Source organism: Leisingera sp. ABM4_103 (assembly GCF_056158685.1).
The window spans coordinates 2,558,990-2,584,137 of record NZ_JBSWTU010000005.1; the positions used below are offsets into that span (position 1 = coordinate 2,558,990).

Here is a 25,148-nt window from a genome sequence, read left to right on the forward strand (position 1 = left end):
CTGCGCAGTATGGCCGCAAACCCGTGAAGAAAGCGATTATACCGTGCAGGACGGCACGGCGGGCTGCTGCGGCGGCGCTCCCGCCCGCTGGCGGCGCATCACAGATGCACGGCCAGCCGTTGGGCCGTGCAGCGCGCCTGCGGCGCGCTGCGGGCGGTCATTTCCGCCGTTTCGCGCGCAGGGTCGGGTCTTCCTGCGTGGGGTCCTCGGGCCAGGGGTGCTTGGGGTACTGCGCGCGCATGTCTTTCCTCACATCCGCATAGGAGCCGGCCCAGAAGCCCGGCAGGTCGCGGGTGATCTGGATCGGACGCTGGGCGGGTGACAAGAGCGAGACTTTCAGCGGCACGCCGCCCGCGGACGGATGGCGGGTCACCCCGAACATCTCCTGCAGGCGGACCGAGATTTCCGGGATCTCGCCGTCATAGCTGATCGGGATCTTGCGCCCCAGCGGGGTGACGAAACTGCCCGGCGCTTCGCGGTCCAGCAGCTGCGTCTGCTCCCAGCTCAGCGCCGCCTTGAGCGCCGGCAGCAGGTCGAAGCGTTTCCAGTCCTCGGCGCTTTTGACCCCGCCAAGCATCGGCAGCAGCCAGTCCTCCAGCGTGTCCGTCAGGCCAAGCAGGGAGAAATCCGGCAGGTCAAATCCTTCCGCCCGCACCAGCTCCACCCGCGCCGCCAGCCGCGCCGCAGCGCCCGTGAGCCGCAGGCCCAGGTCGCGCACCCCGTCCAGCATCGCTCGTGCCACGGCGTCCGGCGGCACGTCCTTCCAGATCCGGTCGTCCAGCACCACGGCGCCGAACCGCTCCTGCTGGCGCGCCACCACCCGGCGGTCGCGCTTGGACCACTCGCAGGTATCTGCCCAGGCAATCTGACCGGCAAACAGCTCGCGGATCTCAGCCAGCGATATCTGTGCGGCCATCCGGATCCTGGCCTCGCGCGGGTTGCCGTCGGTATCGAGCGCCACGATGAACGGCGCGCCCGCCAGCGTGTCGCCGCCGTCGAGAATGGCACCTTTGCCGCCTGACAAAACGAACCGCGGCGCGTCGCCCTTGCGGCGCTGGCCAATACGGTCGGGATAGGCGAGGGCTGCCATCATCGCCGCAGACAGCCCTGCATCACGGCGGCCGGCCTGTTTCTCCAGCCGCCGCGCCTCGCTCTTGATGCGCTCCACGACGGGACGGTTCAGCTGATAGGGGTGATTGCGCACAAACCCTTTGGGGTCCCTCAGCGCCTTCAGCCGCAGGGACAGATCCGCAGGCGCGCCGCGCAGCGGGTCACGCTCGCCCAAGAGTGCCGCCAAGGGCGCCGCCGCTGGACCTGCCTGCAGCAGCATATGGCCAAGCCGCGGGTGCAGGGGCAGGGCGGCCAGTGCCTTGCCATGCTCCGTGATCCGGCCCTGCGCATCCAGCGCCCCCAGCATATGCAATAGCGCTTGCGCCTCTGCCATCGCGCCTGCGGGCGGCTGGGTTAGGAACATCAGATCGTCAGGAGCGGCCCCCCACAGCGCCAGCTCCAGCGCCAGCGCGGTCAGGTCGGCGCTTTCGATCTCAGCGGGCGGAAAGGCCATCAGCGCGCCTTCCTCGCCCTTGGTCCACAGGCGGTAGCAGACGCCCTCCGCCACCCGGCCCGCGCGGCCCTGGCGCTGGGTGGCCTCGGCGCGGGTGACCTTTTCCGTCACCAGCCGCGACATGCCGGAGCCCGGATCAAACCGCGCCCGCCGCGCCTGTCCCATGTCCACCACCACGCGGATGTCCTGAATGGTCAGCGAAGTCTCGGCGATCGAGGTCGCCAGCACCACCTTGCGGCCCTGCGCCTCGGGCTGGATCGCTGCGCGCTGCTCGGCAAAGGGCAGGGCGCCGAACAGCGGGCGGATATGGCAGTGGCCGGGCAGGCGCTTCTCCAGCGCACCGGCGGCGCGGCGGATCTCGCCCTCGCCGGGCAGGAACACCAGGATGCCGCCGCCGGTGGCCTTTGTATCCCGTTCCGCCTGCACCACCAGGTCCACCAAGGCGTCCACACGGCGCGCCTGCGCGGGCAGGGGGCGCTCCAGCCAGCGGGTCTCCACCGGATAGCTGCGGCCCTCGGAGGTCACCATCGGCGCCTCCATCAGCGCCGCCACCGGCCCGGCGTCCAGCGTCGCCGACATCGCCAGCAGCATCAGGTCATCGCGCAGCGCGCCCGCCACCTCCAGGCACAGGGCGAGGCCCAGATCGGCGTTCAGGGAGCGTTCGTGGAATTCGTCAAAGATCACCGCGCCGACGCCGGGCAGGTCCGGGTCCGATTGCAGCATCCGGGTCAGGATGCCCTCGGTCACCACCTCGATCCGCGTCGCCTTGGAGACCTTGGAATCGCCGCGCACCCTATAGCCGACGGTCTGGCCCGGCTTCTCGCCCAGCGTCTCCGCCATCCGCTCAGCCGCGGCACGGGCGGCGAGGCGGCGGGGTTCCAGCATCACGATGCGGCCCGTGACCAGCCCGGCCTCCAGCATCGCCAGCGGCACCCGCGTGGTCTTGCCCGCACCTGGCGGCGCTTGCAGCACGGCACGGCCGCGGGCGCGCAGGGCGTCCAATAGGTCGGGGAGGGCGTCTTCGATCGGCAATCTGGTCATGTCGCCTTATCGCCAAAGGGGAGGGAGAGGTCTAGCGGTGTCGTGGGCAGGACTTCGTTGGTGAAGCGCTGAGGGTTGCAGAGGCCCGCGGGGTGGTGCGAATGCGCCGCCCCATGGGGGCGGGCCGGCGCAGCCCGGCTTTCAGCCGGGCGGGACAGTCTGCTTTTGCATGATTGTTTCTCGAGGCAGGGGTGGGGGGGCGCTGCCCGCACTGCGCAAACCGCATCAGGCGCGGCGGATTTGCCGCCTTTCCTGCGGCTCCTGCTGATGTAGGGTGCCCGGCAGACGGCAGGGGCTGGACTTTGCGGCATGGCTTGCGCCAAGGTCCGCCCATTACGACAGGAAGGCACGCATGGATACCGGACAACTGACGCAGAAAATCCTTGATGGCGACCGGCGGGCGCTGGCCCGGGCCATTACTCTGGTGGAGAGCGGCCGCGAGGATCACCGCGCCAAGGCGGGGGAACTGCTGTCGGAACTGGCCAAGCACAAGCGCCAATCCCTGCGCATCGGCCTGTCGGGCACGCCCGGCGTAGGCAAATCCACCTTCATCGAAAGCTTCGGCATGATGCTGACCGGCCTTGGCCTGCGGGTGGCGGTTCTGGCGGTTGATCCCAGCTCGGCGCGCTCCGGCGGCTCGATCCTGGGCGACAAGACCCGGATGGAGCGCCTCAGCCGCGAGCGTAACGCCTTCATCCGCCCGTCCCCCAGTCAGAGCCACCTTGGCGGCGTCGCCCGCCGCTCTCGCGAAGCGGTGGCCTTATGCGAGGCGGCAGGCTTTGACGTGGTATTGATTGAAACCGTTGGTGTCGGCCAGTCGGAAACCGTGGTGGCGGAGATGTCGGACCTGTTCCTGCTCTTGCTGGCGCCTGCGGGCGGCGATGAACTCCAAGGCGTCAAGCGCGGCATCATGGAAATGGCCGACCTCATTCTGGTGAACAAGGCGGACGGGCCGCTGAAACCGGTGGCGACCCGCACCTGCGCCGATTACGCCGGCGCACTGCGGCTGCTGCGCAAGCGCCCTCAGGACCCGGAGGGCTTTCCCAAGGCGCTGATGGTCTCCGCCGTTGAGGAGCACGGGCTGGACAAGGCCTGGGAAGAAATGCAGGCGCTGACCGCCTGGCGCCGGGAGAACGGCCACTGGGACCGCCGCCGGGCCGATCAGGCCTGTTACTGGTTCGATCAGGAAGTGCGCCAGGCGCTGCTGGCGCGGCTGGAGACGCCGGAGGCCAAGGCGCAGATGGCGGAACTGGCGGGAACAGTTGCCGAGGGCGGCAAAAGCCCGGGCGAGGCGGCGCGGATCATGCTGCGGGCGCTGGGCGCCGCCTGACGCCGGTTGCCGGGCCGGAAACGGGCGGCCGCAAGGGGTTGCGGCAGGACGGAAATAGGTGCAGTAAGCCCGGCAAGAAAGCTGAGTTGAATCACTTGACGCTGTTGCCGGTTGAGCGTAAGAGCAGCGGACCAGTTTTCGGGCGCAGCCAATGGCCGCGCCCCTTGTGATTTGGCGCCGGACTGCCAGCGCCTCCAGAAACGAAGGATGAAGATATGTCGCGCCGTTGCGAACTGACCGGAAAAGGCCCGATGACTGGCAACAATGTCAGCCACGCCAACAACAAAACCAAGCGCCGCTTTCTGCCCAACCTGAACGACGTGACCCTGCAGTCCGAAGTTCTGGGCCGTGGCGTCAAGCTGCGCATCTCCGCAGCCGCCCTGCGCTCGGTCGACCACCGCGGCGGCCTGGACGCGTTCCTGGCCAAAGCCAAGGACGAAGAGCTGTCGGCAAACGCGCTGAAAGTGAAGAAAGAGATCGCCAAGGCACAAGCCGCTCAGGCTTGATTTCCCTGGCCTGATCCCTTCACCGGATCGGATTACGGACACCGCGCAAGGGCTACCCTGCGCGGTGTTTGCGTTTGCGCAATCTGCCGCAGAGCCGGGCCTTGCAGGCCGCAGGGCCAGCGGGCATACCATGCGGAGATGACACGCATTCTGCGCATATGGCTTGGCCTGTTTCTGGCCCTGACCGTCGCCCTGACGGCGCACAGCGCTGCCGCCCGCCAGGGGGAGCGCGATGCCGCAGGCCAAATGGTGATCTGCACCGGCACCGGTCCTGCCACCATTTATGTGGACAGCGACGGCCAGCCGGTAAAACCGCCGCACAATTGCCCCGACTGCGTCATGCATATTTTGGACGCGGTCACGCAGCACGCCGGGCTGATGCTGCCGGTCATCGCCTGCAGCGAAGCGGTTTCGGGGCAGGTGGCTGCACTGGCCTCGGTTCAGAAGATCCTGCGCGCCAGCGCCCGGGCGCCGCCGGCCGCCGCCTGACCGGCCACCCCCTTTACCCATCTGAAATTTGAAAACCCAAGTATGAGGAGACTGAAAATGTCCCTGAAATCTGCTGTCTTTGCAGCCGCCGCTGCCGCTGCCTTTGCCACCTCCGCCTTTGCAGGCGACGCCATGATCATGGTGCACGACCAGTACGCGCGGGTGTCCTCGCCCACGGCCAAGGCCGGCGCGGCCTTCATGGAGATCATGAACAAGGGCGAAGCCGACGACCAGCTGATCGGCGTGCGCTCGGACGTGGCCGCCAAAGTGCAGCTGCACACCCATAAGGAAGGCGATGACGGCGTCATGAAGATGATGCACGTGGAGGAAGGCTTTGCCGTGCCCGCAGGTGCAACCCACATGCTGAAGCGCGGCGGCGACCATGTGATGTTCATGGGCCTGAACCAGCCACTGAACCATGGCGACGTGGTGAAGGTCACGCTGGTGTTCGAGAAGGCCGGCGAGATCGAGATCGACGTGCCGGTTGACCTGGAGCGCAAAGCCGAGGGCCACGGAAGCATGGATCACTCCGGCCATTCCAACTGATCCGCTAAGGCAGGGCGGGCGCGGCGTCAGGCCGCGCTGCAGCCCTCCTTCGCGCCCAAAGCCCGCCCTTGCGGCGGGCTTTTTGCCGCCTGAGGCTAGGCGAGCAGCTCCGCCACCCAGGCCGGCACCGTCTCGCTGGCCGGGCCAAAGCGGCGCTCGGCGAAGCGGGAGCCGGTGGCGGAAGGTTCCAGGTTCAGCTCCACCGTATGGGCTGCCGCCGCCCGTGCCTCGTCGACAAAGGCCGCCGCCGGGTAGACCTCGCCCGAGGTGCCGATGGCGGCAAACACATCCGCCTCTGCCAGATGCGCGTAGATCTCTTCCATGAAATACGGCATCTCTCCGAACCAGACCACATCCGGGCGGCCCGCAGGCGCGGCGCAGGCGGGGCAGGGCTGGCCGGTCTGCATCTCCAGCGGCGCTGCCCAGCGGTGCCCGCAGGCGGCGCAAAGCGCGCCTGAAAGCGTGCCGTGCATATGCAGCACTTGCGCGGCCCCGCCGGCCTCATGCAGCCCGTCCACGTTCTGGGTGACGATCACCACCTCGCCCTTATGCTCCGCTTGCAGCTGCGCCAGAGCCTGATGCGCCGGGTTGGGCTGCGCCTCTGCTGCCTGCGCCCGCCGCGCATTGTAGAAGCCGTGCACCAGGTCCGGATTGCGCGCGAAGCCTTCCGGCGTCGCCACATCCTCGATCCGGTGCTGCGCCCAGAGCCCGCCCTCGTCGCGGAAGGTGCCCAGCCCGCTTTCGGCGGAAATCCCGGCGCCAGTCAGGATGACAATCTTCGCCCTCTTTCCCATTGTCCCGGAACCTCCTATCACTGCGTCCATTCAAAGGAGCCGCTTGCCAATGCCTACCCGTATTCTGTTCGTCTGCCTAGGAAACATCTGCCGCTCTCCCGCGGCTGAGGGCGTGTTCCGCGCGCTTTGCCCGGACGCGAAGACCGACAGCGCGGGCACTGCCTCCTATCACGTGGGGGAGCCGCCCTATGGCCCGATGCAGGCGGCGGCCAAGGCGCGAGGGCTGGATATCTCGGACCTGCGCGCGCGGCAGTTCCGGGGCGCGGATTTCGAGGCCTTCGACCTGATCATCGCGATGGACTCCAGCAATCTGGACAATATCGAAGCGCTGCGCCCGGCAGGCAACGAGACCCCGGTGCGCCTGTTCACGGACTATGCGCCGGAAACCGGCGCCGATCACGTGCCCGATCCCTATTACACCCGCGATTTCGACGGCTGCCTGGACCTGATCGAGGCGGCCGCCACGGGGCTGAAAGCCGCGTTCTGATTACTCCGCAATCACCCGGAAGCCGCCCGCCAGGAACGGCAGCTGCTGCACCGCCGGGTCGATCATCTGGCTTTGGACCAGGCGGCGGACGGTCTCAGCCACGTCGCGCGGCACCCGGTCGGCCCAGTCGGCGGCGGTGAACAGCGAAATCGTCCGCGACATCTCCCCGAACGGCAGCGGGAAGGCGTCGATCTGGTCGTGGAAGCGCCCGGCCCGCATATAGCCCAGCGGCGTGGTGATCGCCCAGCCGATCCGCCGCGCCACCATTGCCATCAGCGCCAGATGCGAGCCGACCTCGAACCGGTCCTCGAATTCCAGTTTCTGACGCGCCAGCAGCCCCTCGATCTGCTGCGAGATCAGCTGCTCGCGGGCATAGCGCAGGAACGGCAGGTCCCGCAGCTGCTCCGCCGCCTGCGCCGCGTCCGACACCGCGCCGCGCGGCGCCGCCAGGATGAAGGGGTCGCGCACCAGCGGGTATTCCACCAGCCCCTCGTGCAAGCCCCCCGCGGTGGCGGCGACGGCGATATGCAGCTCGCGGGCCTCCAGCGCGCGGATGATGTCGTGGCTGGAGGCGGTGATCATCTTGAACCGGCACTGGGTCAGGCTGTCGGCCAGGATGGTGGCCAGCCGCGGCGTCAGGTCATTGTCGAAGTCATCAATCAGCCCGATCGACAGCGCCTGCAGGTGCGTCAGGTCCATCACCGTCAGCTCGCTTTGGGCCAGCCGCAGCTCGCCCAGCACCGCCTCGGTCCGGACCAGAAAGCTGCGCCCCGCCGCGGTCAGCACCATCGGGCGGCGGCCATGGTCGATCAGCTCACTGTCCAGTGCCTTTTCCAGGTTGCGCATCTGCTGGCTGACGGCAGGCTGGCTGAGGCCGGTCAGCTCCGCCGCCTGCGCCACGGATCCGGTCTTGGCCAAGGCCTCAAACACTTCCAGCCCGCGCAGGGTAACACCTTTGATCAACATCTAACTGCTCCAATACCTTGCGCCGTTTGTTCCGCGTTGCCGCGGTCCGGTCAAGGGGGGCAGGAGAGGGGTCTTTCGCCCCCAGCGGAAATGCCGCAGCGACAATGCATCAAAACAGCAAAAAGGCGCCCGAGGGGGCGCCTTCGCTCAAGTCCGGAAGCGGATCGGCTCAGCCGCAGCTGCGGGCGGCGTGATCGCCAAACGCCTTGTAGCGCTGCCACAGGCGCTCATCGCTGCGGTTGCTGGACTGGCGCACCACCTGGGCCTGGTGCGGGTCGCCGAACCACTTGGAGACGGTCTTGCGCTCCGAGCGCGTCAGGCTGCGGTTGGCCACCTTCTGGATGCAGTTGCACAACGACGGCGTCGCGGCAGAGCGGTCCGACTGGCGGCAGGCGCGCTCGATGGCGCCCGCTTCGGCCCCGGAGGGGGCCAGGGTTGCGAGAAATCCTGCGCAAAGCGCGGCTGTCAGGAAGTGTTTCATCTGGCTCGTGCCCCGTTTTTGGCAAGCGGGTCTGCTGCCCGCGGAATTGACACTACTATGCCGCAAGCCGGAATGCGTTTCAATCGTGGTAAACGGGATGTTTCAGGGGAGGGCTGGGGGGCTGGAGCGCCGCACGCCGCGGCCCTCCAGCTGCTTGGTGCTCAAGCCTGGTTCGGCCCGCGCATGGCGCGCACGGCCTGGCGCACGGCTTTCCAGTCTGCGGCCTCGGCGTCCTTGCCGGCCTCTTCGCATTGGCGCATTTTCTGCGCGGCTTCGGCCTCGGCCTTGTCGCCATGCGCGCTGTAGAGCGCGCGGGCATACTCAGCGGCTTTGATTGCATCCATGCGGGTCGTCCTCCTTTGCTGTGTCACCCACCAGAGGGTCGCGCGTCTCGCGGTACGCATGGAGTATAGCGCATTTCGGGGCGGCGTGCAGGGAACGGGGCGAATTTGAGGGGTTTGGGAGATGAAGCGCGGAGGGCAGGGACCAAAGGCCGTGCAGCAAAACGGAGGGCCGCGCCCGCCCGTGGGGGCGGATCGGGCGCTGCCCGGCGCTGCCGCCGGGCGGGAGTTAAACTAGAGGACGCCGAGCAGGCGAAGGCCGATTTGTACAAGTTCAAGCAGTTTGGGCCCGAAGTTAACCCCTGCTGCAATCGCTCCGCCACCAACCAAACCAGCTAGCTGCACGGTCTTGCGTGTATCGCTGTCAAACCATTCGGCGCCTTTGCGTGTGAGCTTGCCGTATTGTTCCTGCAGCAAAGCCATCTTGGACAGGCGGCTGAAAACCCGCGTAGCCGCATCAGCCCCCGGCAAGGGCGGCGCTCCGTCTGGCAGCGGCAGCCGGGCATCGTTTGTCAACTCGGGAATGTCCTGCGCGAAATCATCTGCCAGCTCCGGCTCGCTGATGGCTGTCAGCACAGGCAGGGCCGCTTCCAGCACCTGCTTGTCCTCAGGCGCAAGCGCCTTGAATGCCTGCTGGGCAAGCTGCGCCCGGTTGGAAGCCACCTCCGGATGATTGGCCCGGATGCCTCGCACGCCTTCCTCCACCGCGTTCAGCAGGGCGAGGTTGTCCTCATTGTCCGGCAGCTCACGGTTGTCATGCAGCTGCGCCCGCAGGCTGCCCGCCACCCGGGTCAGGGTCAGCTCCGCATTCTGCGGGTCGTCCCTGTATTTGGTCAGCACCCGGTTGAGTTTCTTAGCGTCGCCCGAGCGATCAGACAGCCCGTTATGCCCGCCCAGGCAATCCTCCAGCGCGTCGCTGATCTGCGACAACAGTGCGGACATGTAGGGCGCGTTTTCGACCGGGATAGGCACTGCGCGGAACTGGCCGGTCTCCGGGTTCAGTTCGATGGTCTCGGCCATCGGCAGTTTTTCCGAGAGCATCTCTGCCTTGATGCGCTCGATCTCGGCGGCGACGGCTTCGGGGCCTGTGGCCCAGATTGCATCGTCGATCAGGGTGACGCGGCGTTGAAGATCCCAGTCCAGTGGTGCGCCATGATAGAAGCCAGAATACCATTCCAGCCAAAACTCATACTGGCCGTTTGTGTCGAGCCAGGCTTCGCCAACAATATCAACTATTGACAGTTTAGTACCATTTCGAACGCTAGGGTCCCAAAGAGGAGCCTTGTCCAGCTCTGATGCATGGTTGAGGTCAAAAGATGCTTGCCTGGAAAGCAATGTTTCCCCTGCTTCTGGAGACGGTAGTGATGCGACATTCTCAGAGGATATCAAAATTATCCTTCGCCATTCATGTTCCGTTTGCCTTTGGTCTCCTTGAATGAACGCGACCAAATTTCTCCAGGTAACGCCAGCGCCCAACATCGCTGCTTGGTCGTCGAACGCTGCAAGAGGTAAGCGATCCTTTTCTGGTTCGAAACATGCGGACACAGCGTAAATCAGGTGGCGAAGTTCATGTAGAACTTCTCCAGAGGCCAACGCTGATTGACTAGCTAGATGTACATTCAGAGTTCGGAGTGCACAGCGCGCCAAGACTTTCAGCGCAGTTTTTGCAGGAAGCTCTTCGATCCTCTGCGCCAAGGCAGTGATCTCAGGAGGCGTCTCTTCGATAAACTCAGGATCTACATCAACCATGCTTGACCAATACGTGATTCCAAATCATATGCCTGAGCATGACTGACCTCGCTCACATCCGCAATTTCTCCATCGTCGCCCATATCGACCATGGCAAATCCACCCTCGCTGACCGGCTCATCCAGGAGACCGGAACGGTGAAGGACCGCGATATGAAGGAGCAGCTGCTCGACGCCATGGACATCGAGCGCGAGCGCGGGATCACCATCAAGGCCAACACCGTCCGCATCGACTACAAGGCGGACGACGGCGAAACCTACGTCCTGAACCTGATCGACACCCCCGGCCACGTCGACTTTGCCTATGAGGTCTCCCGCTCCATGCGTGCGGTTGAGGGCTCGCTGCTGGTGGTCAACTCGACCCAAGGGGTGGAGGCGCAAACGCTCGCCAACGTCTACCAGGCGATTGATGCGGATCATGAGATCGTGCCCGTCCTGAACAAGATCGACCTGCCGGCCTCGGACTGCGACCGGGTGGCGGAGCAGATCGAGGATGTGATCGGCATCGACGCCACCGGCGCCATCCAGGTTTCGGCCAAGACCGGCCAGGGCATCCGCGAGACGCTGGAGGCCATCGTCCAGCACCTGCCCGCACCGCAGGGCACCCGCGATGCGCCGCTGAAGGCGATGCTGGTCGACTCCTGGTACGACAGCTACCTCGGCGTGATCGTCCTGGTCCGCATCATGGACGGCGTCCTGAAAAAGGGCATGCGGGTCAAGTTCATGTCGAACAACACCCTGCACCACGTCGACCGCATCGGCGTGTTCCGCCCCGCCATGCAGGTGGTGGACGAACTGGGCCCGGGCGAGATCGGCTTCCTCACTGCCTCGATCAAGCAGGTGCGCGACACCCGCGTCGGCGACACCATCACCAACGACCGCAACGGCACCGATAAGGCCCTGCCGGGCTTCAAACCCGCCCAGCCGGTGGTGTTCTGCGGGTTGTTCCCGGTCGACTCCGCGGAATTCGAGGACCTGCGCGACGCCATCGACAAGCTGGCCCTGAACGACGCCTCATTCTCGTTTGAAATGGAAACCTCCGCCGCCCTCGGCTTCGGCTTCCGCTGCGGCTTCCTCGGCCTGTTGCACCTTGAGGTGATCCGCGACCGGATCGAACGCGAATATAACATCGAGCTGATCACGACGGCTCCAAGCGTGATCTACCACGTCTACATGAAGGGCAAGGACAACGTGCCCGGCGAGATGATCGAGCTGCACAACCCCGCCGACATGCCCGACCCCTCCAAGGTCGACCACATCCAGGAGCCGCGGATCAAGGCGACCATCCTGGTGCCGGACGAATACCTGGGCGACGTGCTGAAGCTCTGCCAGGACCGCCGCGGTATCCAGATGGACCTGTCCTACGCCGGCTCCCGCGCCATGGTGGTCTATGACCTGCCGCTGAACGAGGTGGTCTTCGACTTCTACGACCGCCTGAAATCGGTGACCAAGGGCTATGCCTCCTTCGATTACCAGATGACAGGCTACCGCCAGGACAACCTGGTCAAGATGTCGGTCTTGGTGAATGACGAGCCGGTGGATGCGCTCTCCACCATGGTCCACCGCGACCGCGCCGAGATGCGCGGCCGGGCGATGTGCGAGAAGCTCAAGGAGCTGATCCCGCGCCACATGTTCAAGATCCCGATCCAGGCCGCCATCGGCGGCAAGGTGATCGCCCGCGAGACCCTCTCCGCCCTGCGCAAGGACGTGACCGCCAAATGCTACGGCGGCGACGCCACCCGGAAGCGCAAGCTCTTGGACAAGCAGAAAGCGGGCAAGAAGAAGATGCGCCAGTTCGGCAAAGTGGATATCCCGCAGGAAGCGTTCATTTCCGCTCTCAAAATGGACAGCTAAGGCTGTCCATTTTGAGAGCGCGCGGGCGAAAGCGGTCAGTTGCGATTGCGCTTCTTGATAGAGGAGAGTGGCCTTTCATATGATCCCATATAGGTTGACTCTTGCTTGAGCAGAAATCTAATGTTGCGGCCAAAGTACACCTAGTGAGCATCGCATGTCAGACAACTCGATCGGCCTACACATCTACTCCTTGAAAATTCGCCGAAAGAGAAAATTCGAGGTGATTCCACTAGGAGAAAATGGTGAAGGAGCCACTCTCTCAAAGGCAGTTCCCGTTCTTCTTAAGAGATTTAAAAGTCCATTGGATGAGGAAACAGGGCGTCCGCGCTCTTGGTACTTTGAGGATGTAAGAAAAGATGGTTTTACCAGCAGTGGAACAATTCGGTACGGCAGCTCTGGTTACGAATTGGAGATTGTTGATGGGAAGACGCGATCAGTAAGGTACAAACGCTCTGTAACAGACTTGGATGTTATTCCAATTTATTTTCGAGTTTGGGTGCCTGATGATGGTGAGTATGGTTTGCTCGCCCTTCAAACATTTGGACAACGGTCTTGCGTTAATCGGGTGCAACAGGCTCTGCAAGACTGCTTCCGGGCTGTAACCGAAGACCATATGTTGGATATGAACCCAGTTCATCCAGCTTCCATGAAGAGCTACATGGAGGGGGATGTGAAAACTATCAGTCTTGTGAAACGGGAATACTCAACTGATTCAGCTGAGAATGCTGTTGTTGACCCTAACGAGATCGTGGATTTGGATGTCTCCTTTAAAGCGAAGCCAAGGTCGTCACTAGGCAAGCTCTCCCAAGTTATGAAACGAATTCGGAAGGGCGACAGTGACCAACAAGAATTGAAGTACAATGATACTTACTTCGATGAAGCATCAGCCAATGTTGTTGTAGGTGGGAAGACAAGAAAAGTAGTCATCGTTGGCCTGAGCAAAAACGCAGGTAAGATCGACCTTTCGGAGGATGTCCTTAGGATGCCCAACGGTCACCCGAAGTATGTATCCATTGATCATGAAGTTGAGCAGTTGTTTGTTGACATAGCGGCGGGGTGACAATGCAAAAGTTGAACATTCTTGTCGTTTTTCGAGACCATTTTAGCACTTTGAGAAACGACAAGACCGGCAACTTGTCGCTGGTAGATGTCGCCGTTTTTTATGGCGGCCCAGCGTTTCTGTCAGTTGTCTACTTTCTCAAACCGTTTAATCTCCCAGACGATCTAACCTCACCATTAATTGCAGTATTTTCGATCTTTTCCGCACTTCTATTCAGCGCCCAAATTGCGCTCTACAGCCTGGCTCCGTCGCCTCCGAGGAAGGTTGAAGATGCTATCCAAAATAGAAAGCGGGAGATCAAGTATCAAAGGCAGAAGCAGTTTTTCAAGGACGTGAATTTTAACACCTCCTATCTCATTTGCATATCCTGCGTAGCTTTATTGCTCTTTCTAGTCTTGGAGGTCTTTGACGTAAGCTCTCGCCTTGAAGGTGCGGCGTTAATACTGGTTGTTACTCACTTTTTCTTATCCCTGTTGATGCTTGTTCGCAGAACACATGTAGCGTTCTCAATTGGCCACGAGTTGAGAGACTAAACAGTCGCCCGGTCGCCAGACCGGGCAGCGCCCGTCCCGCCCCTCGTCACGCCGGAGGCGTGCTTCCAGCACGACGCGGGCGCTTCGCTTCCCACCCCGCCGGGCCGGGCGCTGCCCTCCGCGTGCTGATCAAACACCGTAGGGTGGGCAATCCTGCCTACCATCTACCGCCAACCCCATGCGCCACTCTCCGCCCATCCGTGGCCTCTCCGCAACTCCTGCCTGAAAACGCACCCATTCCGTGTTATCCTCCACCCCGTTCATCTGGGGAGGATAACACCATGAAACACCTGACTTTGGCCGCCGCGATCACCCTTTTGGCGTCGCCGCTTCTGGCCGGGCAATGCCCCGCCGACATTGCCGCCATCGACGCCGCGCTGGCCGCAGGCACCGAACTGTCGGAAGAAGACCTGGCAACCGTCCAGGAACTGCGCGACGAGGGGCAAAGCCTGCATGACGCGGGCGATCACGATGCCTCGGTCGAGACCCTGGCCGAGGCCAAGGCGATGCTGGGGATCTGAGGCCCCGCAGCCCAAACAAAAACGCCCGGCGGCTGGCCGGGCGTCCTCACAGTCTTCGCATCAGCCGCTCAGAAGCTGTCCTGCACGTCCTGCGCGGCGCCGCTGATCGCCTGGCCTGCCTTGGAAATATCGCGCCCCGCGCCCTTGGTGGTTTCGCAGGCCGCCAGGCCCAGCAGCATCAGCGCACATGTGAAAATCCGGATCATCGTCGAAGGCTCCTCATCTCTGCTCAAACCCTTTGGCAAATGTCTAGCAAGCCGCCCCGCCTCAGGCCAGCGGATTTGCGGGCCAGCGGATTTGCGGGGCTTGCAAGGGGCTTGAGCCAAGTCAAGGCCGGGCGTCCGGGGCCGGGCTACGCTGCGCAGGACAAAACAGGAGGCAGACATCATGGATCTTTCCACCCGCAAACAGGCGCTGGAGGCGCGCCGGGCTGAACTGACCGGGCATCTGAGCGAGGTTGAGCACACGCTGGACGCGCCGATGCCCAAGGACTGGGAGGACCGCGCCTCCGAGCGGCAGGGCGACGAGGTGCTGGAAAGCCTCGGCAATGCGGAGCTGGACGAGCTGCGCCGGATCGATGCGGCGCTGGCCCGGATCAAGGCGGGCACCTACGGCATCTGCGCCTCCTGCGGCGAGATGATTTCCGACGCACGTCTGGACCTGCTGCCCGCGGCGCCCCTGTGCAAGACCTGCGCGGCAGAAGGGGCCGGCTGAGCCGCAGCCTCCGGCGCAACAGGGGTTTACAAAAAATTCGCAACTTATAGGGTAGTGCAATCCCCGAAAATCGCGAGTATCTTGATCTGGATCAAGGCTATAGCTTTGGCCTCACGGCACGTTGCGCGAAAATTGAGCTGGAGGGTATGTACTATGGACTTTTCCACCAGAAAACAAACGCTTGAGGTGCGCCGGACGGAGCTGGCAGGGATTCTGTCACAGGCCGGGCTTGGGATGGAGGGGGCGTATGCAGCGCCTCGTATGCCACGGGCGCCGGCCATCGGGGTGCCGGCGAAGGCCAGCCTGGACGAGCTGCGCCGCATCGACGCCGCGCTGGCGCGCCTGCGCGAGGGGTCTTACGGCTTCTGCCAGATTTGCGGCGACGATATCGGCGACGACTGGCTGGACCAGCGCCCGGCCTCGCCCTTCTGCAAAAGCTGCGCTCTCTAGCCGGGGCAGGGCGCCGGCCGCCCGCAGCCGCCGGAAACCATAAATCTATCACAGCCAGCGGCCGCCCGGCCCGCTGGCTGCTGCTGTTTGCGGCGCGCTGAGCGGCGCCGCGCCGCTGCAGCGCTGCACCAGTTGCGGCCCTCGCGCCAAAGGCCCCGTTGCCGTGCCTGCCGGGATGTGCCACAACCTGCTGTAACAGACTGAACACATGAGTTTAGCAGATGCCTGATTTCGCCGAACGCCGCCGCATGATGGTGGATACCCAGATCCGCCCGTCGGATGTCACCAAATACCCGATCATCGAAGCCATGCTGGCGGTCCCGCGCGAGCAGTTCGTGCCGGATGCGCAGCGCGAAGCCGCCTATGCCGACCAGAATGTGAGCCTCGGCGGCAGCCGCGTGCTGCTGGAGCCGCGCACCCTGGCCAAGATGCTGGATGCGCTGGATATCCAGAACGATGAGCTGGTGCTCGATGTGGCCTGCGGGCTGGGCTATTCCACCGCGGTTGCGGCGCGGGTGGCGCAGATGGTGATCGGCGTCGAGGAAGATGAGGACATGGCCGCCGACGCCCAGGCGATGCTGTCCGAAATCAGCGCCGACAACGCGATTGTGCACGTGGGCCCGCTGGCGGACGGCGCGGCAGAACACGGGCCTTATGACGTGATCCTGGTGCAGGGCGGGGTTGAAGAACTGCCCGCGCCGCTGCTGGCGCAGCTCAAGGACGGCGGCCGGATCGCGGCGCTGATGATGAACGGCGCGCTGGGCGAGGTGAAGATCGGCTACAAGAGCGGCGGCAGGATTTCCTGGCGGTTCGACTTCAACGCCGCTGCGCCGGTGCTGCCCGGGTTTGCTGCTGCGCGCGAATTTGCGCTCTGACCGCACAGGTCAGGCACGGCGGCCGGCGGGGCGGGGCCGCTGATAATGGGGAGAGGCCGGGCGCCGGTGACTCTGGCGCCTGATCAGGGACAACTCACCGCGGCTGGCGGCGCGGCAATATAAAAGGCAACCGATGCATAAGAAATTCCCGGCGAGTGTGTTTAAGGCTTTTGTGTTTGCCGGCGGCGTTGCCGCCTCGGCGCTGATGCCGCTCAAGGCGGCCGCGGACAACCTGTCCGACGCCATGATTGGCGCCTATAAAACCAGCGGTCTGCTGGAGCAGAACCGGGCGCTGCTGCGGGCCGCGGATGAAGACGTCGCGATTGCCGTTTCCCGGCTGCGGCCGCTGGTCCAGTGGACGGTGAACGCAATCAACTCCTATAACGAGGTGAACCTCAACCAGACGCGCAACACCCTGTCCACCCAGCTGGAACTGACGCAGCTTCTGTATGACGGCGGCTCCTCGCGACTGGACAAGCTGGCGGCTCAGGAAATCGTGCTGGCCACCCGGCAGGCCTTGCTCAGCGTGGAGCAGACGGTGCTGTTCCGGGCTGTTCAGGCCTATGTCGGCGTTCTTCAGGGGCAGGAAAACGTCGCCCTGCGCCGCAACAACCTCCGTCTGCTGCAGGAGGAGCTTAAGGCCGCGCAGGACCGGTTTGAAGTCGGCGAAGTCACCCGCACCGACGTGGCCCTTGCCGAAAGCCGTGTTGCCGGCGCGCGTGCCAGCCTGACCGACGCCGAGGGCACCCTGCTGACCGCCAAGGCAACCTACCAGCAGGTCGTCGGCCGGGCCCCCGGCGTTATCGCCGGCCAGCCCGCCTTGCCCCGCCAGCGCGTTTCGCTTGGCGCGGCGCAGACTGTGGCGCTGCGGAACCAGCCGGATCTGCTGTCGCAGCAGCACGTCGTCAAGTCGCGGGAGTATCAGGTCGCTGCCGCAACCGCGAGCCTTGGCCCGACGGTGAACTTGCAGGCAAGCGCCGGCGTGAGCGAAGACGTGCAGGACGGGGCCGGGGCAGCCAATTCCTCCAGCATCGGCATCACGCTGAGCCAGCAACTCTATGCTGGCGGCCGCAATGCCGCGGTCCGGCGCCGGGCCATTGCCAACGCCGACGCAGAGCGCGGCGCGCTGATCGACACCCAGCGCGCCGTCCAGCAGGCGGTGAGCGAAGCTTTCTTTAATGTTGAGACCGCCCGGGCCAGCCTGGTGTCTTCGGGCGAGCGCGTGCGCGCCTCCAGGGTTGCTTTTGACGGCATCCGCGAGGAAGCCACCCTGGGCGCCCGCACCACCCTCGACGTGCTTCAGGCAGAGCAGGAATACCTCGACGCGCAGACCGAGCAGGTGAACGCCCGCGCCAACCAGGCGATTGCGGCCTATCAGCTGCTGCAGTCGCAGGGCCTGCTGACCGCCGAGCACCTTGGCCTGGCGGTGGAGATCTATGACCCGACGCTTTACTACAACCTGGTCAAGGACGCCCCCGCGCACCGCAGCAAGCGCGGCAAGGATCTGGACCGGGTGCTCAAGGCCTTGGGGCGCAACTGATAGTTTATCCTATCTGTTGTGCGGTGGCGGGAACGCGGCTACACTCTCTGGTAAGAGGCAAGAGTGGTTTATAAAATGTCCGATCCAGTTACCCATGCTGAGATTGAAGATGTGCTGTCCTCAATCCGCCGCCTGGTGAGCGAAGACAGCCGTGGCGAGCCCGCGGCTCCGGAACCGGCGGCCAAGCTGGTGCTGACGCCTGCGCTGCGGGTTAAGGAACCGGAACCCCGCAGCCCGGACACGGCTGGCAGCCCCGCCCCGGATGAGGACGCGCCGTACTTGGCCGAAGCGTCCTCGCAGGTGGCGCCGGGCACCGCCCCGGATGTTCAGCATGAGACGCCTGAGGCCCTGCCGGCGGCAGAGCGGTCCACGGATGATGCGCGCGAAGAGGCGGCGTCAGAGGAGCCCGCAGCGGAACCGGCTGTTGCCTTCCGCCACCGCGCCGGCGTTTACGACACCGGCCCTGCTGACCTGGACGGCACCCGGCAGGACGGAACCGGAACCGGCGAGGCGGAAGAGACCGGCAGTGCAGAGACCGCGGCCCCCTGGGCCGACCCCGCCGCCACTCTGTTTTCTGCGGCGTCCGGTACGCCGCCGAAGAAGGCGGGGACGAAGATCGCCGCGGGCGAAATACCGGCGGAGGACCAGGCCGGCGGCACCGCGGGTGCCCGCGCAGCCTCAGTGGTCCGCAAGATCGCCGAGCTGGAGGCGCGCAGCACCGGCGCGCGGGATCAGGACCAGCAGCAATGGGAGCCTGACAGCAAGACCGAAGCACCCTTTGCCGCCACGCTGGTCGATACCATCGAATGGCGCGACGAACCGGCACCCGCCCGCTCCGCCGCGCCGGCAGACGGCGAGGCTGCAATCAGCGATGCGGACTTCCGCCCTGAGCCCGCGGAAGATGCGGAAGACGACGGCGAAACACAGTCCGGCAGGCCTCAGCCGGCAGGGCCGGACACTGCGCCCGCAGCAGACCCGGCGGAAACGGTGGTGGAGGCCGCCTTCACCGGCGCGGCCCTGGAGACGCTGGCAGAGACCGGCGACAGCTATCTCGACGAGGACGGCCTGCGCGATCTGGTCGCCAGCATCGTGCGCGAAGAGCTTCAGGGCCCCTTGGGCGAGCGGATCACCCGCAACGTCCGCAAGCTGGTGCGGCGGGAAATCCACCGGGCGCTGGCGGCGCATGACCTGCTCTGAAGCCTGACGGCAATCGGCCAGAAAAGCCGGTTGCAGTAATCTCCACCAAGGCACGCCCCGCGCGTGCCTTTTTCATTTGGCCTGTTCGGACAAGCGGGATCAGAACCACCTTTACGGCTGAGGCTGGCAGAGGCGGGCTCCCGCCCGGCGGGCGGCTTTTGAAAAAGCCTTCCGCCCGTCGGGCCCGGCGCCGCGCAGAGCGCGGCGCCGGGCCCAAGGCTGCGGACGGTGCTGGCGGCAGCCAGCGCTGGCCGGCGGGCGCGGGAGCGCCTCCGCCTGTGGTCAGAACCGGACGGGCTGCGCCAGCTCCAGCAGCTGGTCCAGGTCCATGTAGCGTTCCAGATGCTCTGCCAGCTTGTCCAGCGTCTCGTCAACGCCATCCTCGTAGCCGGCCTGGCTCTCATGCCCCAGCGAAGCCAGGACGCTGGCGCGGAAGGCATCCGAAGAAAACAGCCCGTGCAGATAAGACCCCTTCACCCGGCCATCGGCAGAGGCGGCCCCTTCGGGCCGCCCATTGATGCTGAGCCAGGCGCGGGTGCAGTCGGCGCCCGTGGTGCGGCCCATGTGAATTTCGTAACCGTTCACCGGCAGGTTGCCGTCCCGCGTGACTGCCTCGGTCAGCGTGACGCGTTTTTCACCCGCCATCACCGTGTGCACGTCCAACAGGCCCAGGCCGTCCACCTTACCGGGACGCCCATCGACGCCCTCGGGATCGTCAATGGTCTTGCCCAGCATCTGATAGCCTCCGCACAGGCCCAGCACATGGCCGCCGCGGCGGTAATGCGCGAGGATGTCGATGTCCCAGCCCTGCGCCCGCAGATAAGCCAGATCGCCAATGGTCGACTTGCTGCCGGGCAGGATCACCAGATCCGCATCGCCGGGCAGGGCGCGGCCGGGCGGCACGATCTCCACTGTCACCTCCGGCTCCGCCGCCAGCGGGTCGAGGTCGTCGAAATTGGCCATCCGCTCCAGCTGCGGCACCACCACCTTGCAGGCGCCGCCCTGGCGCGAGGCGATGTCCATCATGTCCTCGGCCGGCAGCTTCCAAGCGTCCCAGAACCATGGCACCACGCCAAGCGAGGGCCAGCCGGTGCGCGCAGCAATGTCATCGCGGCCGCCGTCGAACAGGCTGAGGTCGCCGCGGAACCGGTTCACCATAAAACCCACGACCCGCTCCAGATCCTGCGGCTCCAGCACCGCATGGGTGCCCACGATCTGCGCAATCACCCCGCCGCGGTGGATGTCGCCTGCAATCACCACCGGCACCTCAGCCGCGCAGGCAAAGCCCATATTGGCAATATCGTTCTTGCGCAGGTTTGTCTCTGCCGGCGAGCCCGCGCCCTCGATCAGCACCAGATCCGCGTCCGCCCCCAGCCGCCGGTAGCTCTCCAGCGCTGCCTCCAGCAGGCCGGATTTGTCGCGCATGAACGAACCCGCGCCTTGGGTGCCGCGGCGCTTGCCCTGCACGATCACCTGGGCGCCGGTGTCGGTTTCGGGCTTCAGCAGCACCGGGTTCATGTCGGTATGCGGCGCCCGCATCGCCGCGCGCGCCTGCAAGGCCTGCGCACGGCCGATCTCGCCGCCCTCAGGGGTGACGGCGGCGTTGTTGGACATGTTCTGCGGCTTGAACGGCGCAACCTTCAGCCCGCGCCGCACATAGGCGCGCGCCAGCCCTGCCACCAGAAGTGACTTGCCGACATTGCTGCCGGTGCCCTGGATCATGATCGAACGCGCCCGTGTCATCTTGCTGCCAGCTCCCTGCCTGCGCCCCGCATTTCTGGGGCCTGCATAGCAGGTTAGACGCCGGCGTCCATAACGGCTGCGCCGGAACCGTCGGCACGCTGTCCGGGGGCGACCGGTTGACGCTGGGGAAACCCGCGCGGGCAAAAGAAAAACGCGCCCCGAAGGGGCGCGCTTTTCAGCAATGCAGGCAGCAGCCTTTAGGCGGCTTCAGCCTGTGCGGCATTGCGGCGCTCGCTCTCTTCACGCGACAGCGCAACCGAGGTCCGTACCCCGCGGCCGACAAATTCCATCAGGCCTTCGACCACCCGTTCGTTGGGGTCGATACCGGCGCAGGACAGCACTTCGCGGCCATCGCGGGAGCGTGCCCAGCGGGCGATTTGCTCCGGGCCATTGCCGTATTTCTTGTCGTCGGCGATGGCGTCATCCAGTGCGGCCAGGACCACGGCAGCAAACAGTTTGCGGGCGCGGTTGCCTTGCTCGTTGTTATAAGCGGTGCCGTCTACGAAATCTCGCATCTCGTATCCCTTGTTGTTCTTGCTATTGCAATTTTCGGCGTAGCGCTGCTTATGGCGGAATTGTGACAATTCGGATAGGGCGCAGATGCATAGCTTTCATGCAAATTGCGCATACCTTTTCTCACTCATTCCATACCAGATCCTTGTCTTGCCAGCGCCAAGCCCGCCAGATATAGGGGCTGGTAAGAATTCATCAACCATCTGAAAGGCATTTCTCATGCCCAAGATCAACGGCAATGAAATCCGCCCCGGCAACGTTCTGGAACACAACGGCGGCCTGTGGGCAGCGGTGAAGGTCGATCACGTCAAACCCGGCAAGGGCGGCGCCTTTGCCCAGGTCGAGCTGCGCAACCTGCGCAACGGCTCCAAGCTGAACGAGCGCTTCCGCTCGGCGGACAAGGTAGAGCGCGTCCGCCTGGAGCAGAAGGACCAGCAGTTCCTCTATGAGAGCGACGGCATGCTGGTGTTCATGGATGCCGAAACCTATGAGCAGATCGAGCTGCCCGCGGATCTCTTGGGCGACCGCCGCCCGTTCCTGCAGGACGGCATGACCATCGTGGTGGAATTCTACGAGTCCGAGGCGCTGAACGCGACCGTGCCGCAGAAAGTGACCTGCAAGATCGTCGAGACCGAGCCGGTCGTCAAAGGCCAGACCGCGGCGAACTCCTTCAAGCCGGCGATCCTGGACAACGGCGTCAAGGTCATGGTGCCGCCCTTCGTCGGCCAGGACGAGATGATCGTGGTCAACACCGAGACCATGGAATATTCCGAGCGCGCCTGATCCAGGCCGCGCCCCGGAAAGCAGAAAGCCGCCCTCCCTCGGGGGCGGCTTTTTCCGTGCCCGCAGGGCACCTAAGACTTTTCTGAAAAGTCTTAGGCAAAAGTTTTCAGAAAACTTTTGCCCGGGCTGCCCGCTAGCCGGATCACCCGGCAGGCAGCGCCAGGTCAAAACCGCATTCATCCATCATCTTGCCATAGGCCGCGGTAAAGCCGCTGAGCGAGGCTTCGTAGAACATCTCGCTGCCCGCCCAGATTTCCACCCAGCGTCCCTGTTTCATGGCTTGAAGCATCGGCAGGTGATCCTGGAAACGCAGCACGCTTTCGGCTTCCGCCAGCCCTTCCTCATTGATCCAGGAATTGATCCCGGCGGCGACCGAGAACGTCCGGTCGAAGTCAAAGAGGAAATCCACCGTGCCGCCCTGCTGCATCAGCGTGGGGTAGTGCCGGGGCGCGTATTCCTGCACCTGCGCCATCGGGTAGAACGCGGGCGGACCCGCATCACCGGAAAAAACCTCCAGCGCAAGGATCGGGTCGCCATCGCCGCCGGTCCAGGCGCGGCAGGTCAGGTAACTGTCCTGCTCCGTCACATGCGGCTCCACAGCCGCGTGCCAGTCCTTGTAGCTCCAATACTCCGCCAGCGCCGGGGAGGCCGCCAGCGCGGCCAGGCACATGCCAAACACCAGTCGCATCAAATACCCTTTCAGCAATTCTGCCCGCGACACTAGCGCAATCAGGTGAACAGAGGCTTGTCAGAAACCCAGGGCCGCCAGCCGGTCCTCCACCATTCCGCGGTAGCCGGCGCCGAACAGCCGCAGATGCACCAGCGCGGGCCACAGCTGATAGATGGCCCGGCGCGCCTCATGCCCCGGCTCCAGCGCGCCATAGGCGTCGTGGAACGCGGCCGGCGGCGTGCCGAACAGATGCAGCATCGCCAGATCCACCTCGCCATGGCCCCAGTAACAGGCCGGATCGATCAGATAGGCGGCGGCACGGCTGAACAGAACGTTGCCGGTCCACAGATCGCCATGCAGCAGGGCGGCAGGCGGCGCGGCGGGCAGCAGTTCCGGCAGCCGCTTGCAAAGCGCCTCAATCCGCAGCCGCAGATCACGGGGCAGGGCGTCCGGGGCGGCCAGCAGGCGGCGGCTGGCCCAGAACTCCGGCCAGGCCCGCAGCGGCGTGTTGGGGATTGCGACCGGGCCAAAGGCATAGTCTTCCGGCCAGCCGTAATGGTGGCCTGCCGCCGAATGCAATTGCCGCAGCGCGCGGCCCAGCGTTTGCCACCCCTCCGTGCTGGAAGGGGTCTCCTCCAGCGCTTCCATCAGCAGCACATCACCGGCAACCCCCAGAACCTCCGGCGCAGGCGCGCCCGCGGCCCGGATCGCGCGCAGCATAGCGGCTTCCGCCGCAACCAGCGGACCGGTCTTGGCCGCCACCTGGCGGCCATCGCTCAAGGAGAGAAGCTGCACCTCCGACAGGTCGCCGCCGTGCAGCGGGCGGGCGCGTGAAACCTCCGCGCCCAGCAGGGACAGAACCGTCTTCGCCAGCCTGTTCACGGCTGCCAGGTAACGCGCGCGTCCCCCGCCTGCATCTCCCCCTTGGCGCGGTCGAACCGCAGGTAGGCGATGCCCTTGCCGCCGGATTGGGTGAACAGCGTGCCCGCCGGCTTGCCGTCCGCGGTGATGTCGGTGCCAACAGGCGCGCTGCCCTCGACCTCCACCGTGCGGAACCCCTTGCGCAGCTCGGTCTTGTGCTTCATCCGCGCGGTCACTTCCTGGCCCACATAGCAGCCCTTGCGGAAATCCACCCCGTTCAAACCTTCGAACCCGGCTTCCAGGATATAGCTGTCCGGCCCCAGCTCAGCGCCGGTTTCGGGAATGCAATGGGCCACCCGGATCGCGTCCCAGTCACTGCCGTCATCGCCGCCTTCGAGCCCATACAGGCGCCAGCCCATCGCTGCATGGCGCGGATCAGCCAGCGCGCCCTCCGGAGCCTCCCCGGTGCCGCGGGCCACCTGCAGCTCCGTCATCTCCACCTGCACATCGGCACGCAGCCGGTACATGTTCAGACGTTTCAGCAGGCCCTCGGCCAGCGCGGCGTCCACGTCCAGCAGCACCGCATCGCCCTCGGCGGCGAGGAAGAAATCCGCAATGTACTTCCCCTGCGGCGTCAAGAGCGCGGCATAAACCAGACCATCGCTCAGCTTGTCCACGTTATTGGTGACCAGCCCTTGCAGGAAGCTCTTGGCGTCACTGCCACTCACGCGCAGGATGCGGCGGTCGCTCATGTCTTATCTCCTGTGTGCCTCTGGGGCGTTTTACTGCCTGGCCCAGTGATATAGGAAGCAGGGCGGAAGAAAACAGCAAAACCGCATAGGAAATACCCATGCCCGCGCCGGTCAGCATCGTGATCCCCGCCCTGAACGCAGCCGAAGAGCTGCCCGCCTGCCTGGAGCATCTGATGGAGGGGCTGGGCGCCGGGCTGATCCGCGAACTGGTGATCACTGACGGCGGCTCCACCGATGAGACCCGCGCCATCGCCCAGGCCGCCGGGGCGGAATGGGTCAGCGGCGCGCCGTCGCGCGGCGGCCAGCTGCGCCGCGGCTGCGCGGCGGCCAAGGGCGAGTGGCTGCTGGTGCTGCACGCCGATACGCATCTGGAGCCGGGCTGGTCCGCGGCGGTGGCGCAGCACCTGCAGGAGGGGCAGGGCAGGCCCGCCTATTTCCGGCTGCGGTTCCGGGCGCGCGGTGTGCTGCCGGCCTCGGTCGCCGGCTGGGCCAACCTGCGGTCCCGCCTGTTCGGGCTGCCCTATGGCGATCAGGGGCTGCTGATCCGCCGCGCGGACTATGACGCCGCGGGCGGCTACCCCGATCAGCCGCTGATGGAGGACGTGGCGCTGGTGCGCCGTCTCAAGGGGCTGGCGGCCTTGCCCTCAGCGGCGCTGACCAGTGCGGCGCGCTATCAGCGGGCTGGCTGGCTGCGGCGCGGGGCCCGGAACCTGTGGACGCTGACGCGGTATTTCTTTGGAGTGAACCCCGAACGGCTGGCAAAGTCTTACAGCAAATAGCCTGTTCCGC

General features: G+C 65.0%; 28 protein-coding genes. 16 read left to right on the forward strand and 12 right to left on the reverse strand.

The genetic code is table 11. From position 1 onward, the window contains the following. Window positions 1-157: 157 nt before the first annotated feature. Window positions 158-2,605 (reverse strand): ATP-dependent helicase HrpB, encoded by a 2,448-nt coding sequence (gene hrpB, locus ACXAED_RS14100; protein WP_475050796.1) that lies wholly within the window; start codon window positions 2,603-2,605, stop codon window positions 158-160. A 352-nt stretch (window positions 2,606-2,957) separates the two neighbouring features. On the opposite strand from hrpB, the gene meaB reads away from it, so the two are divergent. From meaB to ACXAED_RS14120, 4 genes are all read left to right on the forward strand, one after another. Next, window positions 2,958-3,935: a methylmalonyl Co-A mutase-associated GTPase MeaB gene (meaB, locus tag ACXAED_RS14105; RefSeq protein ID WP_475050798.1), complete on the forward strand. Its 978-nt coding sequence runs from the start codon at window positions 2,958-2,960 to the stop codon at window positions 3,933-3,935. 215 nt (window positions 3,936-4,150) lie between these two features. Then, window positions 4,151-4,441 (forward strand): 50S ribosomal protein L28, encoded by a 291-nt coding sequence (gene rpmB / locus ACXAED_RS14110; protein WP_019296104.1) that lies wholly within the window; start codon window positions 4,151-4,153, stop codon window positions 4,439-4,441. Between the two features lie 138 nt (window positions 4,442-4,579). Further along, on the forward strand, window positions 4,580-4,930 hold the full coding sequence (locus tag ACXAED_RS14115) for a DUF2946 family protein (protein ID WP_475050800.1): 351 nt from the start codon (window positions 4,580-4,582) through the stop codon (window positions 4,928-4,930). Window positions 4,931-4,987: 57 nt separating this feature from the next. Then, window positions 4,988-5,476, forward strand: coding sequence for a copper chaperone PCu(A)C (locus tag ACXAED_RS14120; RefSeq protein WP_475050802.1), 489 nt, complete (start codon window positions 4,988-4,990; stop codon window positions 5,474-5,476). A gap of 95 nt (window positions 5,477-5,571) precedes the next feature. Here ACXAED_RS14120 and ACXAED_RS14125 read toward each other — a convergent pair whose 3' ends face one another. Then, window positions 5,572-6,270 carry an NAD-dependent deacylase gene (locus tag ACXAED_RS14125; RefSeq protein WP_475050804.1) on the reverse strand — a complete coding sequence of 233 codons (699 nt, stop codon included), beginning with the start codon at window positions 6,268-6,270 and terminating at the stop codon, window positions 5,572-5,574. 49 nt (window positions 6,271-6,319) lie between these two features. Between ACXAED_RS14125 and ACXAED_RS14130 the strand changes: the two genes are divergently transcribed. Beyond that, on the forward strand, window positions 6,320-6,757 hold the full coding sequence (locus ACXAED_RS14130; RefSeq protein ID WP_475050805.1) for a low molecular weight protein-tyrosine-phosphatase: 438 nt from the start codon (window positions 6,320-6,322) through the stop codon (window positions 6,755-6,757). On the opposite strand, the gene ACXAED_RS14135 is transcribed toward ACXAED_RS14130, so the two are convergent. The 4 genes from ACXAED_RS14135 to ACXAED_RS14150 all read right to left on the reverse strand — a co-directional run bounded on the left by ACXAED_RS14135 (window position 6,758) and on the right by ACXAED_RS14150 (window position 10,294). Beyond that, window positions 6,758-7,723: a LysR family transcriptional regulator gene (locus ACXAED_RS14135; protein ID WP_475050807.1), complete on the reverse strand. Its 966-nt coding sequence runs from the start codon at window positions 7,721-7,723 to the stop codon at window positions 6,758-6,760. Between the two features lie 169 nt (window positions 7,724-7,892). Beyond that, entirely contained in the window at window positions 7,893-8,204 is a 312-nt protein-coding gene (locus ACXAED_RS14140; protein ID WP_475050809.1) for a hypothetical protein, read from the reverse strand. A 161-nt stretch (window positions 8,205-8,365) separates the two neighbouring features. Continuing rightward, complete coding sequence (locus tag ACXAED_RS14145; RefSeq protein ID WP_475050810.1) at window positions 8,366-8,548, reverse strand: hypothetical protein; 183 nt, start codon at window positions 8,546-8,548, stop codon at window positions 8,366-8,368. A gap of 231 nt (window positions 8,549-8,779) precedes the next feature. Beyond that, window positions 8,780-10,294, reverse strand: coding sequence for a hypothetical protein (locus ACXAED_RS14150; protein ID WP_475050812.1), 1,515 nt, complete (start codon window positions 10,292-10,294; stop codon window positions 8,780-8,782). Between the two features lie 38 nt (window positions 10,295-10,332). On the opposite strand from ACXAED_RS14150, the gene lepA reads away from it, so the two are divergent. From lepA to ACXAED_RS14170, 4 genes are all read left to right on the forward strand, one after another. Next, entirely contained in the window at window positions 10,333-12,147 is a 1,815-nt protein-coding gene (lepA, locus tag ACXAED_RS14155) for a translation elongation factor 4 (protein WP_475050814.1), read from the forward strand. A 154-nt stretch (window positions 12,148-12,301) separates the two neighbouring features. Further along, complete coding sequence (locus tag ACXAED_RS14160; protein WP_475050815.1) at window positions 12,302-13,207, forward strand: hypothetical protein; 906 nt, start codon at window positions 12,302-12,304, stop codon at window positions 13,205-13,207. A gap of 2 nt (window positions 13,208-13,209) precedes the next feature. Then, window positions 13,210-13,740, forward strand: a complete 531-nt coding sequence (locus ACXAED_RS14165) for a hypothetical protein (protein ID WP_475050816.1) — start codon at window positions 13,210-13,212, stop codon at window positions 13,738-13,740. A 281-nt stretch (window positions 13,741-14,021) separates the two neighbouring features. Next, the gene (locus tag ACXAED_RS14170) at window positions 14,022-14,261 is read left to right on the forward strand and encodes a hypothetical protein (RefSeq protein ID WP_475050818.1); all 240 of its coding nucleotides are present in this window, start codon (window positions 14,022-14,024) and stop codon (window positions 14,259-14,261) included. A gap of 68 nt (window positions 14,262-14,329) precedes the next feature. Here ACXAED_RS14170 and ACXAED_RS14175 read toward each other — a convergent pair whose 3' ends face one another. After that, window positions 14,330-14,467, reverse strand: coding sequence for an entericidin A/B family lipoprotein (locus ACXAED_RS14175; RefSeq protein ID WP_008557432.1), 138 nt, complete (start codon window positions 14,465-14,467; stop codon window positions 14,330-14,332). Window positions 14,468-14,648: 181 nt separating this feature from the next. Between ACXAED_RS14175 and ACXAED_RS14180 the strand changes: the two genes are divergently transcribed. The 5 genes from ACXAED_RS14180 to ACXAED_RS14200 all read left to right on the forward strand — a co-directional run bounded on the left by ACXAED_RS14180 (window position 14,649) and on the right by ACXAED_RS14200 (window position 19,037). Next, a complete protein-coding gene (locus ACXAED_RS14180) occupies window positions 14,649-14,975 on the forward strand; it encodes a TraR/DksA family transcriptional regulator (RefSeq protein WP_259944836.1) in 327 nt (108 codons plus the stop codon). Window positions 14,976-15,128: 153 nt separating this feature from the next. Further along, entirely contained in the window at window positions 15,129-15,425 is a 297-nt protein-coding gene (locus ACXAED_RS14185; RefSeq protein WP_475050820.1) for a TraR/DksA family transcriptional regulator, read from the forward strand. Window positions 15,426-15,646: 221 nt separating this feature from the next. Beyond that, window positions 15,647-16,300 carry a protein-L-isoaspartate O-methyltransferase family protein gene (locus ACXAED_RS14190; protein ID WP_475050822.1) on the forward strand — a complete coding sequence of 218 codons (654 nt, stop codon included), beginning with the start codon at window positions 15,647-15,649 and terminating at the stop codon, window positions 16,298-16,300. Between the two features lie 133 nt (window positions 16,301-16,433). After that, the gene (locus ACXAED_RS14195; RefSeq protein ID WP_475050824.1) at window positions 16,434-17,840 is read left to right on the forward strand and encodes a TolC family outer membrane protein; all 1,407 of its coding nucleotides are present in this window, start codon (window positions 16,434-16,436) and stop codon (window positions 17,838-17,840) included. A gap of 75 nt (window positions 17,841-17,915) precedes the next feature. After that, on the forward strand, window positions 17,916-19,037 hold the full coding sequence (locus ACXAED_RS14200) for a hypothetical protein (RefSeq protein WP_475050826.1): 1,122 nt from the start codon (window positions 17,916-17,918) through the stop codon (window positions 19,035-19,037). A 282-nt stretch (window positions 19,038-19,319) separates the two neighbouring features. Here ACXAED_RS14200 and ACXAED_RS14205 read toward each other — a convergent pair whose 3' ends face one another. Both ACXAED_RS14205 and ACXAED_RS14210 read right to left on the reverse strand, forming a co-directional pair. Next, window positions 19,320-20,780 (reverse strand): cobyric acid synthase, encoded by a 1,461-nt coding sequence (locus ACXAED_RS14205; RefSeq protein WP_475050828.1) that lies wholly within the window; start codon window positions 20,778-20,780, stop codon window positions 19,320-19,322. Between the two features lie 197 nt (window positions 20,781-20,977). Then, entirely contained in the window at window positions 20,978-21,295 is a 318-nt protein-coding gene (locus tag ACXAED_RS14210) for a DUF6280 family protein (protein ID WP_065270891.1), read from the reverse strand. A 217-nt stretch (window positions 21,296-21,512) separates the two neighbouring features. Here ACXAED_RS14210 and efp point away from each other — a divergent pair, with 217 nt between their 5' ends. Further along, window positions 21,513-22,076, forward strand: a complete 564-nt coding sequence (gene efp, locus ACXAED_RS14215; protein WP_420395470.1) for an elongation factor P — start codon at window positions 21,513-21,515, stop codon at window positions 22,074-22,076. Between the two features lie 142 nt (window positions 22,077-22,218). Here the strand turns inward: efp and ACXAED_RS14220 are convergent, their stop codons facing one another. The 3 genes from ACXAED_RS14220 to ygfZ are packed head-to-tail and all read right to left on the reverse strand — an operon-like array spanning window position 22,219 to window position 24,359. Next, window positions 22,219-22,764 carry a hypothetical protein gene (locus tag ACXAED_RS14220; protein WP_475050830.1) on the reverse strand — a complete coding sequence of 182 codons (546 nt, stop codon included), beginning with the start codon at window positions 22,762-22,764 and terminating at the stop codon, window positions 22,219-22,221. A gap of 60 nt (window positions 22,765-22,824) precedes the next feature. Then, on the reverse strand, window positions 22,825-23,628 hold the full coding sequence (locus ACXAED_RS14225; RefSeq protein ID WP_475050831.1) for a fructosamine kinase family protein: 804 nt from the start codon (window positions 23,626-23,628) through the stop codon (window positions 22,825-22,827). Then, a complete protein-coding gene (gene ygfZ, locus ACXAED_RS14230) occupies window positions 23,625-24,359 on the reverse strand; it encodes a CAF17-like 4Fe-4S cluster assembly/insertion protein YgfZ (RefSeq protein WP_475050833.1) in 735 nt (244 codons plus the stop codon). The genes ACXAED_RS14225 and ygfZ overlap by 4 nt, the downstream gene beginning before the upstream one ends. Window positions 24,360-24,457: 98 nt before the next feature. On the opposite strand from ygfZ, the gene ACXAED_RS14235 reads away from it, so the two are divergent. After that, entirely contained in the window at window positions 24,458-25,138 is a 681-nt protein-coding gene (locus ACXAED_RS14235; RefSeq protein ID WP_475050835.1) for a TIGR04283 family arsenosugar biosynthesis glycosyltransferase, read from the forward strand. Window positions 25,139-25,148 lie beyond the last annotated feature (10 nt).